The following is a 15,382-nucleotide window of genomic DNA, read 5'->3' on the forward strand; positions in this document are numbered from 1 at the left end:
TTAAATCTGAACTCATGCCTATACACGTAGCGATAACCCGCAAGGTTTTACCGGGAAAAGAACAGGAATTCAAGGAAGCACTCCGCCATTTTCTTGGTGAGTCATTTCTGCATGGGGGCGTGCAGGGAGCCGGGATGATATCGCCCTTACCCGGAACAGACAGCCAGGAAATTGGTATTCTCAGAACTTTCGCCGACGAAGCTGAACGCGACGCATTTTACAATTCACAGCTTTTCAAAGACTGGGAAGCCTATGCCTCCACACTCACCGAAGAGCCAAATTACCGTCAGCTGAGCGGGTTGGAAGCATGGTTCCGGTCGCCCACGCCGCCTCCGCGCTGGAAAATGGCCATTGCCACCCTATGCGGTGTTTTCCCGACCAGCCTGTTTTTATCCCTCACCATCGGCCCTTTTGTTCAGCCGCTGCCGGTGATGCTCCGCCTACTCATCATCGCAGCGAGCATGGTTACGCTGCTCACCTGGGTCGTGATGCCACAGGTTATTAAGGTATTTAAACCCTGGTTGCAAAGTAAGGACTAAACAGATGTTGCATTATCTAGGCCCCATCCAAATCAAGAAACCCGACATGTTTATCGCAATCACTTGCAATAACATGTCGGGTTTACTTCGTATTAAGAGTTACTAAACAAACAGATATTTTTTAAGCTCCGCAGCCGCGTGTACAATTAGCGAACGGACAGGCGGCACAGTGGCCAGCGCATTCAGCAAGCCAAAATCGTGGATCATTCCATTGTAACGGATGGTTGTTACCGTTACGCCTGCCTCGTTCAATCGGCGTCCATAAGCTTCTCCCTGATCTCTCAGAATGTCATTTTCCGCCACCTGTATCAACGTTGGAGGCAAATCGCTCAGCTCTTCCAGAGAAGCCTGCAAAGGCGATACCAGTTTTTGCGCACGTTCTGCCGGATCTGTGGTGTATTGGTCAAACATCCATTGCATCAAAGGCGTGGTTAAAAAACGTTGCGCACCATAAAGTGCATAAGATTCATAATCAAAACCAGCGTCGGTAACAGGCCACATCAATACTTGCAGACTGATTTTCGGGCCGCCTTTTTCTTTTGCCATCAGGGTGGTTACTGTGCTCATATTGCCACCCACACTGTTGCCGACAATAGCCAAATGGTTTCCGTCGACCTCAATTTCACTTCCATTTTCGGCCACCCACTGTGTTGCCGCATAGATCTGGTTGATCGCTACCGGGTATTGCGCTTCCGGTGATGGTGTGTAATTGACAAATACCGCCACAGCGCCTGATTCAACAACGAGGTCGCGGACCAGCCTTTTATGCGTCGGGAAATCGCCCAGTATCCAGCCACCGCCATGAACAAAAATGAAAACAGGCAAAATCCCGCTCACACCGGCCGGCCGGACAATGTTCAGGCTCACTTCCAGTCCTTCCGATACAATTGTTTTTTCAGAAACTTCGATACCGGAAAGGTCAACGTCCACAGATGCCTGCGCACCGATCAGCACCTGCCGTGCATCTTCTTTCGACAAGCTTTCCACAGGTGCTCCTCCGGAATTAAGCACTTTCAAAAAGTCTTTTACCTGACGGTCCAAATGCGTGTCTACGGCGTAATCAACAACTGCGTTTTCGAAAATGGTCGTGTTTTCCATGATGTTTTAGATTAGGTATGCTTAGTTATAGTTCTGTTATTTTTGATGAAGTGAAGTTAACGGCCTGGGCAGTTTGTGCGTGGTGAAATTCGTTGAACAGGCAGTTTTGGTCGCTGGAAAGTTGGTTAGCAGGTTTGACCGCTTATTGGATTATGAAAATGGGAGAACAGGTTTGTTGATAAGACAGAGCAGCGCCGCCATTGATACATAGATACATCAGCAACGGCGATAGACGATGCAAAAATCTTTTATTGAAGTGCACGGTGTAGTTGCCTCGGCAGGGGATAGGAAGTCTTTTTGAGTTATTCCTGAAATAGAGTCGGCGGTTTTCCTTGGTTATGAGAATTTGGCATGAATGTTTTTCAGCTGTGCCAAATTTCTAAATGATTTGAAGGAAACGGGTGGGGATTTTGGTGAGTGGGCAGGATGGGTCGTGGGAGGGAGTTGACTTTTTTTAATGATTCTATGAAGGCCAGACTACGGTTGACTTAATAATCCCCTGCATGAGCGAAGGAATCTGGTGTCTTATCCTGAAATTATCGTTGGTCATACGCTGAATTTTACAAATCTGGCTGGGATGAACTTGAAATTTTGACTCGCTATGGTGCGTATTTTTAGATTTTTAATGTCGTCTGAGATTGGGTTTGGCAATGGTCCTGTGAAGACATAGGTCACGGTTGACCTTCAAGCCCTGCTTGCACAAAACAGTTCGTGTGTTAGGCGATGTCATTTTTTTACTTTTTGTTTTAATTTGTCATGTGCTGCATTAATTTCTTGCATTCTCCTTTTCATCAATTCGTCTAACAAGGCATCTCCAAAACTGTGTGAGTCAGAGTGATAAATTAAAGCTTTTTTTGCTCTTGCTTTTCGTAATTCCCAAGTATTGTAATTTTCTTGTAGTGAAAGCATTTCTTCTTCGGATGCATCCATCCTGTAATCATGAATTTTGTCGTTTAGTATTTCCTGATCGTATTTTAAGTTATGTCCATATGTTACATTTGGAGCAGTTATTTGTATAGCAATTTTATGAGGAATAGAAAATTTAGTTGCCACGACTTGACCTGTTGTAGTCCTCCATATTAATTTTCGTGAAACCGCATCATATTTAAGGTCTACGTCGCCAACAATGCAGTCGAGAAAAGTTGTCCCTATATATTTATCAAGGGGTGTAGTTATAAGAGTATTATTGCGTTTTCCTCTGGAAGCAATAACACTATCAATGTCAATAGCTTCAAACTCTTTTGAGGTAAAATTTAAGATAAACGCAGCCTCACGCCATGTAGTTAATTTGATTGTCTCTTTAATTAAATTGGGGTCATCCGTCCAATTAATTTTTGATTGAAACATCAATGATTTCTTCTCAACTCGGGAGCCAATTTTTAAAGTAAGCTCAAGTATTCCATCTGCCCCTAATTTATTTTCTGTCGCTCCTGGACCTCGACCTCTGAACTTATGATAGTTTATACTCCATGTCCATTCACCGGGTTTTTCTATTTGGCTATTTTGTACAAATACCTTTTGGTTTTTAATTCTAAGTGTCGCACCCAAGTCACCTGTTAAGGCATCTTCTTCTTCACTTGCAGATAAAAAACCTTCAAGTGCCAAAGTGTACTTTTCAGTTAAGTGCTTTTGGATGTCTTGCTTAACTTCATCTGGTATGTATAATCTTCTTCGTGCCATTTTTAATATCGACTAACGTTTTTCGGCTTTGCGATGGTGTGGAAATCGAAGAACAAAAGCTCAGTTTTGCACAAAATTACAATAGAATTACTGCTGTTGAATTATGCACGTAAGCCCCACTATTGCCAAACCGATGTTAGCCGTTCGCCCTTTTCAAATTTATAAAGTTAATTTCTTAATGCGTCCAATTAAACCTGTCATTTGAGTTTTGCCTTCGCTGTCGTCATGCAGGTTGATTAGTTTAGCTGTCTCCCTTGCTATTAAGTTTTTTGAACTGCTACCAAGTGTTTCAATTGTTTGTTTTTCAATGTCGGCATAGTCTGCAAACGAAGCTCTCATTGTTGTTTCAAAATCTGTCCCGAATACACAGAAACTGTCAGATATTGCCCAAGTGTCATTTCCTAAAATTCCGTCCAGTTCTTCGTCTTTGATACCAATTGCTTTTAATGCGTCCTTACGTTTAAAACCTTTTTCATCATCCTTTTTATAGTCGTTGTCAAAGCAAATGAAAGTTGGTATTTGATATAATGTAAAAAGTCGCCACCATTTTGCAAGATTACCTTTACCGCCAACTCCTATAATTTCAATTCCAAATTCTGTTGGGTCAAAACCAAGTTTTTCAAAATAAATTGGCAAAGCCAATTCCTCGGTTGGACCTTCAACAAGGACAATTTTATTTGCGAAAAAACCCGATAAAATATGCGATGTAGAATTGTTTGCATAAAATGGCACAATGGTTTCTTCCTTTGTCTTGTGTGGATTGGATGCAGTTTTAAGGCAATGATTATATAATGTAGTAGCGTTTTGGTTTATGTTTAAAGTAGTTTCGGAATCTTTGCGAATGAGATTAATACCTTCAATATAATTCAAGTCCACAAAATAAGGGCTGTGTGTTGTTAAGATGATTTGCAAACCATCTTCTGCCATTTTAAACATCTTTTTTGCTAACCATTTTTGAGCCAAAGGATGCAAATGGGCTTCGGGTTCGTCAAGAATAAATAACAAGCCTTGACCTAAAAATGATTTAGCGTAAGCATGAGCAAAAGACAAAGCCAAAATTTGTTGCTGTCCTGTTCCTAATTCTTCGTAGGCTCTTGTTTCGCCATCTTCGGTAGGGTGGACACGTAAAGTTTTAAAGTAGTTACTTGGGTCGTATGCCGAAAAATCAAATGCCAAAGCATGGGTCATGTTAGACAAAACTGTATTAGCAATTGAAGACATATTTTCGCTGAAAACATTAAACTCCTTCACTTCCATGAATGTGGTTTTAATACTTTCAAAAAATCCTTTTAGTTTTTCAACTCTGTCTTTATCGTCTGTTAGCTTGTCGTGAAAGGCTTTTGTAACTTTCGACAACAACGTGTATTTTGAAGAATAGCTAAGTTGAAAGTTTAAATTTTGTTCTGAATTTACAACAATGCAAAGAAGTTCTTCACGCAAGTTTGTACTTACATACATATTCTCTCTTCCGTCTTCTGCCTGAATTGCGTAAAAATTATTCTCTTTTCCTTTTTGTGCTTGAAACTTAAAACCACCACAAGAAAATTCAGAAGCCCTACCAAGTCTTGCATTAAAGCCTGTAACGGTGGCTTCAATTATTACTTGATTACTTGTGTCTCTTTTGTAATGGTCGTAATCTTCAAGCTTCTTGTACTTTGGATGAAATTCGCCGAACATCAATTCAATTGCACGAATAATATTTGATTTACCAGAATTGTTTTCGCCAATTAAAACAACAGGCTTGTTTTCAGGAAAGTTGATTACTACTTGATCTGAAATTGAGCGGAAACCTTCTATGATAATTTGTTTTAGTCTTGGCATATTAATTTTATACTTTGATAGGTGGTTGTGTCAGGCAGGATGAAGGTTAACGAAGTAATCGAAAATCCTGTCGTAATTTTGTATTTATTAAATATTTACATGAAAAAACATAAATAAACGAACTCGAAGCCCGCAAAAAAGAAGTTGTCTCTAATTAAGCGCCAAAAGAGCCAAAAACTCCCCCAAGCCCATATCAGCCACTAGCTACCTATTCCAAGAAAGAAAAGCTAACGTTTACAAAGAATTTTTAAGGAAGAATTTCTACAAAGAAGCCAAAATGCAGTTTTCATAACGTTGTCATATATATGGAAGGTTAGATTGTAACCCCAAGTAGCAAATTAGTTCGCATAAAAGTGATGTAAAACCTGGAAATATTTATTAAGTGGTAAATGGGAGCGGGGAATGTAGTGTCTATAACATCAAAAATCTCCCACAAGCCAAAGCCCGCAGGAGATTCTCAAAAAAATTTAAAAAGCAGAATTAACGGTCAACCATGAAAAGGTAATAACCCGAATCTTTGTTTACTATGGCAACCTAAAACTTCCGATAAACCCCACCCAGATATTGGTTAGCATCCTCTTCCGCAAACTGCGCCTTTTTAGCGTCCCAGTGTAATGTTTTATTCGGGAAACGGCCGGCGATTACGCCCAGCAAAATAGTTTCCGTAAGGCGGGAAGCATAAGAGAAAGGCGCGCTGCATGTCGCTTTGCCCAAACAGGCATCCACAAATTCGTGGTAATGTTTGTGTACTTCCGAGCTATACTCACGAACAGGTTCGCTCAATTTAAATGGCGTGATATCAATTTCCTTATAGGCACCGTCAACGATCAGTTTTGGCATTACCTGGAAATGCGGCAGATACAATCTTCCTTTTTCTCCAATGAACATAGCTCCCTGGTCGTGCAGATCAGCTCCGTCCGGAAGCATCAGATCTTCGCGTTGTTTGTCTGCGCCCACGCCATCATACCAAACCCATTTGAGGGTATCTGCGGTATATTTTGTGCCCGGAAATTCATAGGTAACCATGTTTTTTTCAGGGTATCCAAATCCGTTCGGTTTTCTGCAATTGTTGGTGATCGTTCTAGGTACATCCAGTTGCAAAGCGTTGTATGGCGTATCAAAAATATGCACACCCATATCACCCAACGTAGCACAGCCATAATCAACAAGCTTGCGCCAGTTGCCCGGATGGTAGAAACCGTCTTTGTAAGGTCTTTCTGCCGAAGTACCCTGCCACAAATTCCAGTCCAGGTTGGCTGGTACGGGATCGCTGGTTTCCGGAACGGGGCCATTGTAACCCCAGTTTTTGGGCGACCAGGCTCTTACGGTATGTACTTTCCCAACAATTCCGGATTGGATCAGCAAAGTGGCCAGTTTGTAGTCATAAAATGAATGCACCTGAATACCCATCTGGGTTACCAGTTTTTTGTCTTTGGCCATTTTATCCATCGCCCTTGCTTCTTTTACGTAATGCGTGAGTGGCTTTTGGCAATAAACAGGTTTATTCATTTCCATAGCCATGATCGATGCCGGCGCGTGGGTGTGATCCGGCGTAGACACTATCACAGCATCAATATCCTTGCTCATTTCTTTAAGCATCACGCGGTAATCCTTGTACGTTTTTGCATTCGGAAATTTGGCTTTCACCTCCGCCAAAACATTGGAATCAACATCGCAAAGGGCAACCACATCCACATTGCTATGAGAAGATATGGACGCCAGATCCGCCTGGCCCATTCCACCTAAACCAATATGCGCAGTTCTTAGACGTTTGTCGGCAGAAAATGACCATGATTCAGCAGGTATCATGGCAAGTGAAGATAAAGCGGCTGCATTTTTTAGGAACTCTCTTTTATTCATGAATTGAAAGGTTAGTTATTTGGGTTAGAAATTAGGTAATCAAGATGCATGTAGAAACTTATCGCTGTGATAAATATATAAGTTTAACCAACACAGTTTTGAAAAAGCTTAAAATTGAGCTGTTTTTAGGTCAATTCCAAAAAATGCAGTACTTGTTGGATGTAATTTATTGAGTTTTATAGGAAGCCGGGGTGGGGGACTTCGCTAATGGGTTTCCATGGTAAAGGGAAGAACAGCTTGTCAGCTATTAATCTGCAACATCAACAGTAATTAAGAAGTTGAAATTTTGCTACGCCAAAAACAAAAAAAGCAACTCACAGCCCCCAAACATTTTTTGAGGAGATGGAATTGCCTTGTACCAAAATCAGATTAATGCTATTTCTTTATAATCGCTTTATGAAAAGTGATATACGATATTACCAATAATAAGAGAAGCAATAGCGGTGCTAACTGGTTGGATACCGGATCGTTAATCATGAAATGGGATAGGAATGCTGAGAAGAAATTAATAAAAAAGCCAGCATAAGCCCATTCCTTGATACGAGCCGGTACGATTGGGATTCCCAGCGCCAGTGCGCCCAGCAGTTTTGCAATTCCAAGTTCAACCCGAAACCAATCCGGAAATCCAACATGCACATAAGCATCTTTCAGCGCGGGATTAAAGAAATAATTATAAAATGAGAATAACATTCCGATCACAACCAGGCCGGTCGAGATCCAATAGGTAATTTTTAAAGCTTTCATAAATGATGGTTTTTTTAACGAAGACAAATATATTTGTGGCAAGGTTTACTTTTGTAACTGGTTTACCAGAGGAAACCGGTTTCCTCTAAGAAACTAGGATGATATGAACGATAATATAAACCACGATCCGGTAGCCTGCTCAACGCATCACAGGGCTATTCGCGACACAATGGATATTTTGGCAGGGAAATGGAAAATACCGATCATTGGTTCATTGAGTTTCGGAAAGAAAAGGTTTATGGTGCTCATAGCCAGTATTGACGGAATTGCCGCAAAAATGCTTTCGAAAGAATTACAGGAACTGGAATTAAATGGATTGGTTAAGCGGACTGTGCTTAATACCAAACCGGTCACAGTTGAATATGAATTGACAGAATATGGTCACTCACTGCGGCCGATTATTAATGAAATGGCTTTCTGGGGCAAGCAGCACAGGGAGAGGATTATGAAGTGACTTAAACAAAAAAAGCCAAACCAATTAAGATTTGACTTTCTGGTGATCCCGCTGGGATTCGAATTCGATCGCGAACGCGGCCAGGATCCATGCATTAAAAGTATATTGCTTTATATTATTTTAAAACAAAAAAAGCCAAACCAATTATGATTTGACTTCTGGTGATCCCGCTGGGATTCGAATTCGATCGCGAACGCGGCCAGGATCCATGTATTAAAAGTATATTGCTTTATATTATTTTAAAACAAAAAAAGCCAAACCAATTATGATTTGACTTCTGGTGATCCCGCTGGGATTCGAATTCGATCGCGAACCCGGCCAGGAGCCATGCATTAAAAGTATATTGCTTTATATATTCTAAAACAAAAAAAGTCAAACCAATTAAGATTTGACTTCTGGTGATCCCGCTGGGATTAGAATTCGATCGCGAACCCGGCCAGGATCCATGCATTAAAAGTATATTGCTTTATATTATTTTAAAACAAAAAAAGCCAAACCAATTAAGATTTGACTTCTGGTGATCCCGCTGGGATTCGAATTCGATCGCGAACCCGGCCAGGATCCATGCTTTAAAAGTATATTGCTTTGATATTATTCTAAAACAAAAAAAGCCAAACCAATTAAGATTTGACTTTCTGGTGATCCCGCTGGGATTCGAACCCAGGACCCATACATTAAAAGTGTATTGCTCTACCAGCTGAGCTACGGAATCGTTTTAATTTTTTTAATAGTCAAAATTGCTCACGATTATCGCAATTTCTGTGTCCAAGAGGAGAGTCGAACTCCCATACCCAAACGGGCACTACCCCCTCAAAGTAGCGTGTCTACCAATTCCACCACCTGGACATTACTGAGGTTTTTGTTATTTAATTTTGTGAAGTCCGGTCAGTCAATCAACAAAATTTCATGCTATATTTTCTAGTGATCCCGCTGGGATTCGAACCCAGGACCCATACATTAAAAGTGTATTGCTCTACCAGCTGAGCTACGGAATCATTTATTTTTGCAGTTGGATTAGCCGTGACGTTTTCCGTAATTGCGATGCAAAAGTAGAATTCTTAAAAGTCAAATGCAAGCCCTGATAAATAAAAACCTAATTTTCTGGATCATTCTGGGTTCTATATTACCCAAATGTGAAGTGTTTTCAGCCAGTAAAAATGAATTAAAAAGAGCTGATTCTCTGTTCGCTATGGCGAAGTATTCGGAGGCAACGATACTGTATAAAAAAAATTTCGGGAACGATGAAAAAAATAATCAAAGTCTGCTTTTGAAGCTCGCTTTTCTTGCAGAAAAGACAAACGACTACACGGATTGCCTTTATTATCTCAGCAAGCTCGCCCTCATTACGCCATCCCGGAGATTGTTTGAAAAAATGGATAAACTGGCTTCCGAGCAAAATCTAAAAGGCTATGAATTCGACGATTACAATTATTTTATAATATTTTACCGCCGGTATGGTGATTACATCCCGATTTTGCTTCTAACTTTGGGGGCATACATTGTTCTGGTTATGGTGCTGAAAGTGCGCCGGAATGAACCGATTTTAAAAATTCACAAGATTTCGATCATTTTTTATCTTGTTGCTTTGTTGGGGTTACTTAATATACCTTCACTTTATAAAACGTGTATTATCATTAATTCCAACACGTTTTTAAGAGATGAGCCCTCTTCCGCTTCGCAAGTCGTTGAAAGGGTTGGAAAGGGGCATAAACTGACCATTGTAGGCTCAGTTGACCATTGGGACCGCGTGATCTGGAACAACAGAATTGTTTATGTGCGGAAAAGCGATTTGTGGAATATTTAAGAAAAGAACTGGTATCATTTTTGTGGTGGAGTAACTTTGCATATATTTAACGAATAATTTGTTTTAAAAAATCAAGATTCATGAAAAAGCCAATGAAACGTTTTCTACTATTAATGACGGGTGTTGCAATGTTGGGTTTAGTATCTTCCTGCAAAGAAGAAGGCCCGCAGAAGGATGATGTAGTAAAATTTCACGCAACAATTAATAGTCAGCCGGCACTTCCTAAGTCTTCGTCCACTGCGCAGGGAACAGGTGTGTTTGAGTATAACAAGGCATCTATGGAGCTGAAATACAATATTTCATACCAGAATGTTACACCAGTCAATATCACGATTAATGCGGCCAACCCATCATGGCAAATAGGTGATGTGGTTTATCCCCTGGCAACAAATCCAACAGGTGCTCAGATTTCCGGTACCATTCCAAACGTTAAAGTGGGTGACCAGACACAGTTGCTTATCGGTGCAATGTATGTGAACATCACAAGTAAAACATATCCTTACGGTGAAATTCGTGGGCAGATTGTTATTGACGAAGTAGAATATTAAAATAAAATAGTCACCAAAAGAAAAGCGATCGTAGAATTTCTACGATCGCTTTTCTTTTGGTAAACCAAAAATTATTTCTTTTTCTTCTTTTTCTTTTTTGATTCAAAATCTTCAACTTCAAGCAATAGTGCTTTCAGATCATCTTTGGGCTCGGCACTGAAATCTATTGTTTCGGAATAATCCTGGCCTGTGATTTTTAATACCTCAATAGGTTTGCCAAGGAACTCCTGAATCTCTTCCAGCATTGGTTTTTCTTCAGGACTGCAAAATGAAACGGCAAATCCTTTATGCGTTCCCCGGCCGGTACGCCCAACCCTGTGAACATAATTTTCTGCCTGATCCGGAAGATCATAATTGACCACAAAATCGACATTGGCTATATCAATTCCTCGTGCACTTACATCGGTGGCAATCAGTATTTTAACATCACCTTTCCGGAATGAATTCATCGCTTCCAAACGGTCGTCCTGTTCTTTGTCACCGTGAATGGTCACACTTTTGATACCCATTCTTTCCAGTGCCTTAAATACTCTTTCCGCCCTTACTTTGGTTCTTACAAAAACAAGAATTTTGCTTTCTGCATTCTCTCCAACGATCCTTTCCAGAAAGAAACGCTTATCGTCCATTCCGATAAATGCAACCGAATGGGTGATATTTTTAGCAACTTTATCATTGGGCGATATCTGTATACGTATCGCGTTGCGAACAAGCGAATACGCCAGTTTCTTTATTTTTTCATTGATTGTGGCAGAGAAAAACAGCGTCTGCCGGGTATTTGGTAAAAACCTGATCAGGTCCTGAATGTCTTTTATAAAGCCCAGATCAAGCATATGATCGGCTTCATCCAATACAAGAATTTCTATGCGGTTAAGTTTAATGTGTCCCTGGCTCACCAGATCAAACATTCTACCGGGCGTTGCCACAAGTATGTCAATACCTTTTTCAAGCTGTGCAATCTGCGGCCCTTGCTCAACACCACCAAATACACTAAAAGCCTTTACTTTGGTATACTGCCCGATTCTGTCAAAAACTTCTGTGATCTGGATGGCAAGTTCCCGGGTAGGTACCATCACAATGCATTTTATTCCCTCTGGTCTGCTTGCTGATTTTCTGCGGTGTAAAATATCAATAATCGGAATAGCAAAAGCAGCCGTTTTTCCTGTTCCCGTTTGCGCGATCGCAAGAACATCTTCACCTTTCATGATCGGTTGAATGGCCTTGAACTGTATATCGGTTGGGCGCTTGAACCCTGCCTTTTCCAGACTTCGCTTTATTTCGGGAACAATGTGGTAATCTTCGAATTTCATAAATTTTAATATGGTCGGGCAAGTGATCAATCATTTGCCTTCATTTAACATTTTGCAAAGATACGCCGTTATTTGTCAATCATTATTTTTTGATTTCTATCAATATAAAAAACGTAGGCGAAGATTGTGAAAAAGATGAAATCTAACGGTGTTAGTTTATATTACTAAAATAGAATTGGTGCCGATAAATTATTACTATCAATATATGGTGATTGTAGATATGAGAAAGCTGCTGATTATCAGTATAATAAAACGGTGTTTTTTATACGTCAATAATCAGCAGCTTAATGTATGAGAAAACATACTAGTCGTTAGATTCGTATAGGCGCAATCTGTTTTTTAAAGAAATGATCTCATCCTGCATGGACTCAACGCGTTTCAACAGGTGTTGAACAACTTCAATCCCTTCCAGATTAACGTCCAGATCATCATGCAAACGAATCATTCTTTCCAGTTTTTGAAGTTGCGGCAAATAGATATATTGTATTTCCTGAACTACAACGGTATCAATAAGTCCCACTTCCCGGAGCGACTGGACAAAGGAATATTCAACATTATAATGATTACAAAATATATCAATCGAAATCAGTTGATCAGTTTCCATAACAAAAATGAGATTAGGATTTTGATAATTCAGTAAACAGCTCCTTTTGCTTTTCTGTAAGATCTGTCGGGATTTTGATGTTGAACGTTACATACAAATCACCAAACTGGCCTTCCTGTTTGTAAACCGGAAAACCTTTACCTTTTAAACGAACGATATTGCCATTTTGCGTTTCTGCCTTTACAGGTAATTTAACTTTTCCGCTCAACGTCTCTATAATCAGCTCGCCTCCCAAAACCGCAGTGTAAAGATCAAGGTCAGCGGTGAGATACAAATCATTTTTCAGTCGCTTGAATCTCTCATCATTCGCAACTGAAAAAGTGATGAACAAATCGCCATTAGGTCCGCCATTGCTGCCGGGACCACCATGTCCGGGAATTTTTATGTTCTGACCATTTTCAATACCTGCCGGTACCGTTATACGAATGTTCTTTCCATTAACGTTAAGCGTCTGCTTATGCGTTTCGTATGCTTCTGTCAATGTCAGATGCACTTCCGCCTGATAATCTTGGCCTCTGAATTTTGTCTGTCTCCCGGAGCGGCCGCCGCCACCAAATCCTGAATTTCCACCAAACATCGATTCAAAAAAATCGGAGAAATTGTCACCGCCGCCGGACGAATAACCTCCGCCATAATTGGGTGAAGAGGCGCGTGCCTTCCGTGCTTTTTCATATTCTTCCCCATGTTCCCAGTCCTTTCCATACTGGTCATATTTTTTTCGTTTTTCAGGATCGCTTAAAACCTCATTGGCCTCATTTAATTCCTGAAATTTCTTTTGTGCTTCCTGATCGTTCGGGTTTACATCAGGATGGTATTTCCGGGCAAGCTTCCGGTAAGCAGCTTTTATGTCTTTTTCGGAAGCAGTTTTTTGTATTCCCAGTATTTGATAATAATCAACGAAAGCCATGTTTTTATCTGATGAAGTTATTCGGTATCAAGTTATTGAATATCATTTTGTATTGATTTAAAAGACAAAACAACGTCGCTGTTCCGTACGAAATTTATTTATTGTCGAGCATTTTTAAATATAAATCTTCTACTTTTTTTCGTGCCCAGGGAGTTTTACGAAGAAATTTCAGGCTGGATTTCACACTTGGGTCGTGGTTGAAACTGTTTATATTGATATGATATCCAAGCTGTTCCCACCCAAAATAGTCAACCAGTTCATTTAATATTGATTCTAGGGTCTTTCCGTGTAACGGATTATTTAGCTGGCCTTCCATGCGTAATTTTTAGTATTGATATTAAAGGTATAAGGAAAATTGGTTAGAATAAATAATTATTATGCTTACTTATTAGTTCAATTTAATATCAGACGTTTATGGATCAGATAAAATGGGGGATTATTGGCTGCGGTAATGTTACGGAAGTCAAGAGCGGTCCGGCATTCAATAAAGTACCTAATTCTCAACTCGTTGCAGTCATGCGCAGAGACGCTGAAAAGGCGGAAGATTATGCAAAAAGACATAACGTTCCGAAGTGGTACAGCAACGTGGATGACCTCATCAATGATCCGGAAGTTAACGCAATTTACATTGCCACGCCGCCCAATGTACACGAAGAATATGCAGAAATAGCAATGCGTGCCGGAAAACCTGTTTACGTAGAAAAGCCGATGGCTATGAATGCGGAACAATGTGACCGGATGAATGCAGTAAGCGTGGAAACAGGAATTCCGCTTTTTGTAGCTTATTATCGCCGGTCGCTGCCTTATTTTGTCAAACTTAAAGAGTTGATCCACAGCAAGGTAATTGGAGATGTTCGTTATGTCAATATTTGTCTGCAATGGCAACCCTATGATGAGGAAGTGGGAGAGTTGCGTAAACCAAAATGGAGGGTACAGCCTGAAATATCGGGTGGGGGACATTTTCATGATCTTGCCTCGCACCAGTTCGATTTTCTGGAATATGTTTTAGGGCCTGTCAAAAAAGCTGGCGGAATAACAAGAAATCAGGCAGGTTTGTATGAAGCGGATGATATCACGGTAGCTAATTTCGAATTTGAATCAGGCGTTTTGGGAACGGGAACCTGGTGTTTTACAATCAACAAAGAGCAGCGTGAAGATTCTGCGCAAATTGTTGGTTCGAAAGGGAGGATAAGGTTTTCCTTTTTTGAGAAATTTGATATTGTTGTTGAAACGGAGGCAGGTTCAGAAACTTTTACCATTCCTTATCCCCAGCATGTGCAGCAACCGCTCATTGAGTGTATCGTTGCGGAGCTTAGAGGCGAAGGAAAAAGTCCGAGTAACGGTATTACTGGCGGCAGGGCGAATTTAATTATGGATTGGATTACGAAAGGACAAAAATAGGTTTTGAAATTCCTGAAAATTTTTAGCTAGCTTGCGATACAAAATATGCGGTTATTTCTGTTATTTTACCATATTAAATTTAAATCTTAATAGTCATGGCAAAGGGTAAGAATCTGGACAAGGGCAGTACAAAAAAAGATCCTGAGAAAAATCTTAAAGAAAAACGTGCTGAAAAGAAAGCAAAAAAAGATAGTAAGAAAGAATACTGAGAATCGCTTTTTATAACAAAGTAAAAGAGCTTCTTCACAAATTGTGGAGAAGCTCTTTTGCTTAATGCAAGCACATCAATATATTTCTCTGTTCGTTTTATATTTCAACAGTCTTTTTCTTGCTCTTGTAAGTTTGGAATGAATTCTGTTTTTCTCATCCGGTGTCATCACGCCGTCGGCTTTGGCTTTGAATATCGTATTTTTAATAATTTCCTGTTCTTCCAGCAGTTTTGCATATTCCTTTGCTGTTATCTTCTTATGTTTATAGTCAGCAATAATAGTAGATTGTAACGTTTTTTGCTGGCCGGCAAAATTCTGTGACTGTGCTTTTGAAATGAAAAAATGTGATACTAAAATACTAATAAACAGATATTTAGTCAACCTCATGATATCTTTCATTAAGTGC

General features: G+C 40.1%; 15 protein-coding genes and 3 tRNA genes. 5 read left to right on the forward strand and 13 right to left on the reverse strand.

The genetic code is table 11. From position 1 onward, the window contains the following. Positions 1–14 precede the first annotated feature (14 nt). On the forward strand, positions 15–539 hold the full coding sequence (locus tag LXL81_RS06375) for an antibiotic biosynthesis monooxygenase (RefSeq protein ID WP_234645892.1): 525 nt from the start codon (positions 15–17) through the stop codon (positions 537–539). A 102-nt stretch (positions 540–641) separates the two neighbouring features. Here LXL81_RS06375 and LXL81_RS06380 read toward each other — a convergent pair whose 3' ends face one another. The 5 genes from LXL81_RS06380 to LXL81_RS06400 all read right to left on the reverse strand — a co-directional run bounded on the left by LXL81_RS06380 (position 642) and on the right by LXL81_RS06400 (position 7,742). Beyond that, on the reverse strand, positions 642–1,637 hold the full coding sequence (locus LXL81_RS06380; RefSeq protein ID WP_234645893.1) for an alpha/beta hydrolase: 996 nt from the start codon (positions 1,635–1,637) through the stop codon (positions 642–644). A 726-nt stretch (positions 1,638–2,363) separates the two neighbouring features. Further along, positions 2,364–3,317, reverse strand: coding sequence for a hypothetical protein (locus LXL81_RS06385; RefSeq protein ID WP_234645894.1), 954 nt, complete (start codon positions 3,315–3,317; stop codon positions 2,364–2,366). A 159-nt stretch (positions 3,318–3,476) separates the two neighbouring features. After that, the gene (locus LXL81_RS06390; RefSeq protein ID WP_234645895.1) at positions 3,477–5,138 is read right to left on the reverse strand and encodes an ATP-dependent endonuclease; all 1,662 of its coding nucleotides are present in this window, start codon (positions 5,136–5,138) and stop codon (positions 3,477–3,479) included. 534 nt (positions 5,139–5,672) lie between these two features. Continuing rightward, complete coding sequence (locus tag LXL81_RS06395; protein ID WP_234645896.1) at positions 5,673–6,998, reverse strand: Gfo/Idh/MocA family protein; 1,326 nt, start codon at positions 6,996–6,998, stop codon at positions 5,673–5,675. 375 nt (positions 6,999–7,373) lie between these two features. Beyond that, positions 7,374–7,742, reverse strand: coding sequence for a DoxX family protein (locus LXL81_RS06400; protein WP_234645897.1), 369 nt, complete (start codon positions 7,740–7,742; stop codon positions 7,374–7,376). Positions 7,743–7,845: 103 nt separating this feature from the next. Between LXL81_RS06400 and LXL81_RS06405 the strand changes: the two genes are divergently transcribed. Further along, the gene (locus LXL81_RS06405) at positions 7,846–8,196 is read left to right on the forward strand and encodes a helix-turn-helix domain-containing protein (protein ID WP_234645898.1); all 351 of its coding nucleotides are present in this window, start codon (positions 7,846–7,848) and stop codon (positions 8,194–8,196) included. Between the two features lie 636 nt (positions 8,197–8,832). On the opposite strand, the gene LXL81_RS06410 is transcribed toward LXL81_RS06405, so the two are convergent. The 3 genes from LXL81_RS06410 to LXL81_RS06420 form a co-directional block, all read right to left on the reverse strand. Next, positions 8,833–8,908 (reverse strand) — tRNA-Lys (locus LXL81_RS06410). A gap of 50 nt (positions 8,909–8,958) precedes the next feature. Further along, positions 8,959–9,042: transfer RNA gene (locus tag LXL81_RS06415), tRNA-Leu, on the reverse strand. A gap of 76 nt (positions 9,043–9,118) precedes the next feature. Further along, positions 9,119–9,191: transfer RNA gene (locus LXL81_RS06420), tRNA-Lys, on the reverse strand. Between the two features lie 74 nt (positions 9,192–9,265). Here LXL81_RS06420 and LXL81_RS06425 point away from each other — a divergent pair. Beyond that, positions 9,266–10,000, forward strand: a complete 735-nt coding sequence (locus tag LXL81_RS06425; protein WP_234645899.1) for an SH3 domain-containing protein — start codon at positions 9,266–9,268, stop codon at positions 9,998–10,000. Between the two features lie 80 nt (positions 10,001–10,080). Further along, a complete protein-coding gene (locus tag LXL81_RS06430) occupies positions 10,081–10,548 on the forward strand; it encodes a CHRD domain-containing protein (RefSeq protein WP_234645900.1) in 468 nt (155 codons plus the stop codon). 71 nt (positions 10,549–10,619) lie between these two features. Here LXL81_RS06430 and LXL81_RS06435 read toward each other — a convergent pair whose 3' ends face one another. The 4 genes from LXL81_RS06435 to LXL81_RS06450 form a co-directional block, all read right to left on the reverse strand. Further along, on the reverse strand, positions 10,620–11,855 hold the full coding sequence (locus tag LXL81_RS06435) for a DEAD/DEAH box helicase (RefSeq protein ID WP_234645901.1): 1,236 nt from the start codon (positions 11,853–11,855) through the stop codon (positions 10,620–10,622). A 304-nt stretch (positions 11,856–12,159) separates the two neighbouring features. Then, positions 12,160–12,459, reverse strand: coding sequence for a chaperone modulator CbpM (locus tag LXL81_RS06440; RefSeq protein ID WP_234645902.1), 300 nt, complete (start codon positions 12,457–12,459; stop codon positions 12,160–12,162). A 13-nt stretch (positions 12,460–12,472) separates the two neighbouring features. Then, positions 12,473–13,366, reverse strand: coding sequence for a DnaJ C-terminal domain-containing protein (locus tag LXL81_RS06445; protein ID WP_234645903.1), 894 nt, complete (start codon positions 13,364–13,366; stop codon positions 12,473–12,475). 94 nt (positions 13,367–13,460) lie between these two features. Further along, entirely contained in the window at positions 13,461–13,682 is a 222-nt protein-coding gene (locus tag LXL81_RS06450) for a VF530 family DNA-binding protein (RefSeq protein WP_234645904.1), read from the reverse strand. Between the two features lie 98 nt (positions 13,683–13,780). On the opposite strand from LXL81_RS06450, the gene LXL81_RS06455 reads away from it, so the two are divergent. Then, positions 13,781–14,767, forward strand: a complete 987-nt coding sequence (locus LXL81_RS06455; protein WP_234645905.1) for a Gfo/Idh/MocA family protein — start codon at positions 13,781–13,783, stop codon at positions 14,765–14,767. A gap of 284 nt (positions 14,768–15,051) precedes the next feature. On the opposite strand, the gene LXL81_RS06460 is transcribed toward LXL81_RS06455, so the two are convergent. Beyond that, positions 15,052–15,375, reverse strand: coding sequence for a hypothetical protein (locus tag LXL81_RS06460; RefSeq protein ID WP_234645906.1), 324 nt, complete (start codon positions 15,373–15,375; stop codon positions 15,052–15,054). Positions 15,376–15,382: the final 7 nt, after the last annotated feature.

The organism is Dyadobacter sp. CY356, from assembly GCF_021440195.1.
GTDB lineage: Bacteria > Bacteroidota > Bacteroidia > Cytophagales > Spirosomataceae > Dyadobacter.

What these genes read in the sequence shown, in the direction of transcription:
- LXL81_RS06375 (WP_234645892.1), top strand. Translation starts at nt 15, where the DNA reads ATGCCTATACACGTAGCGATAACCCGCAAGGTTTTACCGGGAAAAGAA.
- LXL81_RS06380 (WP_234645893.1), bottom strand. Translation starts at nt 1,637, where the DNA reads ATGGAAAACACGACCATTTTCGAAAACGCAGTTGTTGATTACGCCGTA.
- LXL81_RS06385 (WP_234645894.1), bottom strand. Translation starts at nt 3,317, where the DNA reads ATGGCACGAAGAAGATTATACATACCAGATGAAGTTAAGCAAGACATC.
- LXL81_RS06390 (WP_234645895.1), bottom strand. Translation starts at nt 5,138, where the DNA reads ATGCCAAGACTAAAACAAATTATCATAGAAGGTTTCCGCTCAATTTCA.
- LXL81_RS06395 (WP_234645896.1), bottom strand. Translation starts at nt 6,998, where the DNA reads ATGAATAAAAGAGAGTTCCTAAAAAATGCAGCCGCTTTATCTTCACTT.
- LXL81_RS06400 (WP_234645897.1), bottom strand. Translation starts at nt 7,742, where the DNA reads ATGAAAGCTTTAAAAATTACCTATTGGATCTCGACCGGCCTGGTTGTG.
- LXL81_RS06405 (WP_234645898.1), top strand. Translation starts at nt 7,846, where the DNA reads ATGAACGATAATATAAACCACGATCCGGTAGCCTGCTCAACGCATCAC.
- LXL81_RS06425 (WP_234645899.1), top strand. Translation starts at nt 9,266, where the DNA reads ATGCAAGCCCTGATAAATAAAAACCTAATTTTCTGGATCATTCTGGGT.
- LXL81_RS06430 (WP_234645900.1), top strand. Translation starts at nt 10,081, where the DNA reads ATGAAAAAGCCAATGAAACGTTTTCTACTATTAATGACGGGTGTTGCA.
- LXL81_RS06435 (WP_234645901.1), bottom strand. Translation starts at nt 11,855, where the DNA reads ATGAAATTCGAAGATTACCACATTGTTCCCGAAATAAAGCGAAGTCTG.
- LXL81_RS06440 (WP_234645902.1), bottom strand. Translation starts at nt 12,459, where the DNA reads ATGGAAACTGATCAACTGATTTCGATTGATATATTTTGTAATCATTAT.
- LXL81_RS06445 (WP_234645903.1), bottom strand. Translation starts at nt 13,366, where the DNA reads ATGGCTTTCGTTGATTATTATCAAATACTGGGAATACAAAAAACTGCT.
- LXL81_RS06450 (WP_234645904.1), bottom strand. Translation starts at nt 13,682, where the DNA reads ATGGAAGGCCAGCTAAATAATCCGTTACACGGAAAGACCCTAGAATCA.
- LXL81_RS06455 (WP_234645905.1), top strand. Translation starts at nt 13,781, where the DNA reads ATGGATCAGATAAAATGGGGGATTATTGGCTGCGGTAATGTTACGGAA.
- LXL81_RS06460 (WP_234645906.1), bottom strand. Translation starts at nt 15,375, where the DNA reads ATGAAAGATATCATGAGGTTGACTAAATATCTGTTTATTAGTATTTTA.